The sequence below is a fragment of the Billgrantia lactosivorans genome (assembly GCF_003254665.1).
GTDB lineage: Bacteria > Pseudomonadota > Gammaproteobacteria > Pseudomonadales > Halomonadaceae > Halomonas > Halomonas lactosivorans.
Window position 1 is genome coordinate 1 of the sequence record NZ_QHGY01000031.1, and the last position, 1,678, is coordinate 1,678.

Genomic DNA, 1,678 nt, shown 5'->3' on the forward strand with positions numbered 1-1,678 from the left:
CCCCTTGGGGTTATATGGTCAAGCCTCACGGGCCATTAGTACCGGTTAGCTCAACGCCTTGCAGCGCTTCCACACCCGGCCTATCAACCAGCTGGTCTCGCTGGGCCCTTCAGGAGGCTCGAGGCCTCGGGGATGTCTCATCTTGAAGGGGGCTTCCCGCTTAGATGCCTTCAGCGGTTATCCCGTCCGCACGTAGCTACCCGGCAATGCCACTGGCGTGACAACCGGAACACCAGAGGTGCGTCCACTCCGGTCCTCTCGTACTAGGAGCAGCTCTTCTCAAACATCCAACGCCCACGGCAGATAGGGACCGAACTGTCTCACGACGTTCTAAACCCAGCTCGCGTACCACTTTAAATGGCGAACAGCCATACCCTTGGGACCGACTTCAGCCCCAGGATGTGATGAGCCGACATCGAGGTGCCAAACACCGCCGTCGATGTGAACTCTTGGGCGGTATCAGCCTGTTATCCCCGGAGTACCTTTTATCCGTTGAGCGATGGCCCTTCCATACAGAACCACCGGATCACTAGAACCTACTTTCGTACCTGCTCGACGTGTCTGTCTCGCAGTCAAGCACCCTTATGCTCTTGCACTCAATGCACGATTTCCGACCGTGCTGAGGGTACCTTCGTGCTCCTCCGTTACGCTTTGGGAGGAGACCGCCCCAGTCAAACTACCCACCACACACTGTCCTCGATCCGGATCACGGACCTGAGTTAGAACGCCAATGATGCCAGGCTGGTATTTCAAGGTTGGCTCCGCCCGAACTGGCGTCCGGGGTTCCTAGCCTCCCAGCTATCCTACACAAGCAACATCAGCGTCCAGTGTGAAGCTATAGTAAAGGTTCACGGGGTCTTTCCGTCTAGCCGCGGGTACACAGCATCTTCACTGCGATTTCAATTTCACTGAGTCTCGGGTGGAGACAGCGTGGCCATCATTACGCCATTCGTGCAGGTCGGAACTTACCCGACAAGGAATTTCGCTACCTTAGGACCGTTATAGTTACGGCCGCCGTTTACCGGGGCTTCGATCAAGAGCTTCGCCCGAGGGCTAACACCATCACTTAACCTTCCGGCACCGGGCAGGCGTCACACCCTATACGTCCGCTTGCGCGTTTGCAGAGTGCTGTGTTTTTAATAAACAGTTGCAGCCACCTGGTATCTTCGACCGGTTCGTGCTCCAGGCGCGAGGCCCTTCACACTACGCCGGCGTGCCTTCTCCCGAAGTTACGGCACCATTTTGCCTAGTTCCTTCACCCGAGTTCTCTCAAGCNCCTCGTGCTCCAGCCGCGAGGGCCTTCACACTAACGCGGCGTGCCTTCTCCCGAAGTTACGGCACCATTTTGCCTAGTTCCTTCACCCGAGTTCTCTCAAGCGCCTGGGTATTCTCTACCTGACCACCTGTGTCGGTTTGGGGTACGGTCCCACTGTATCTGAAGCTTAGAGGCTTTTCCTGGAAGCGTGGCATCGATGACTTCGGCACCGTAGTGCCTTCGTCTCGCCTCTCGGCCTTGGGATCCCGGATTTGCCTGAGATCCCAGCCTACTGGCTTTCACCAGGACAACCAACGCCTGGCCCACCTAGCCTTCTTCGTCCCCCCATCGCAATACAGTGAGGTACGGGAATATTGACCCGTTTCCCATCGACTACGCCTTTCGGCCTCGCCTTAGGGGCCG

At 57.2% G+C, this 1,678-nt stretch carries 1 rRNA gene; it reads right to left on the reverse strand.

The window, feature by feature from the left end:
- Positions 1–14 precede the first annotated feature (14 nt).
- A 23S ribosomal RNA gene (locus DIS04_RS20245) occupies positions 15–1,678 on the reverse strand; the annotation flags it as partial.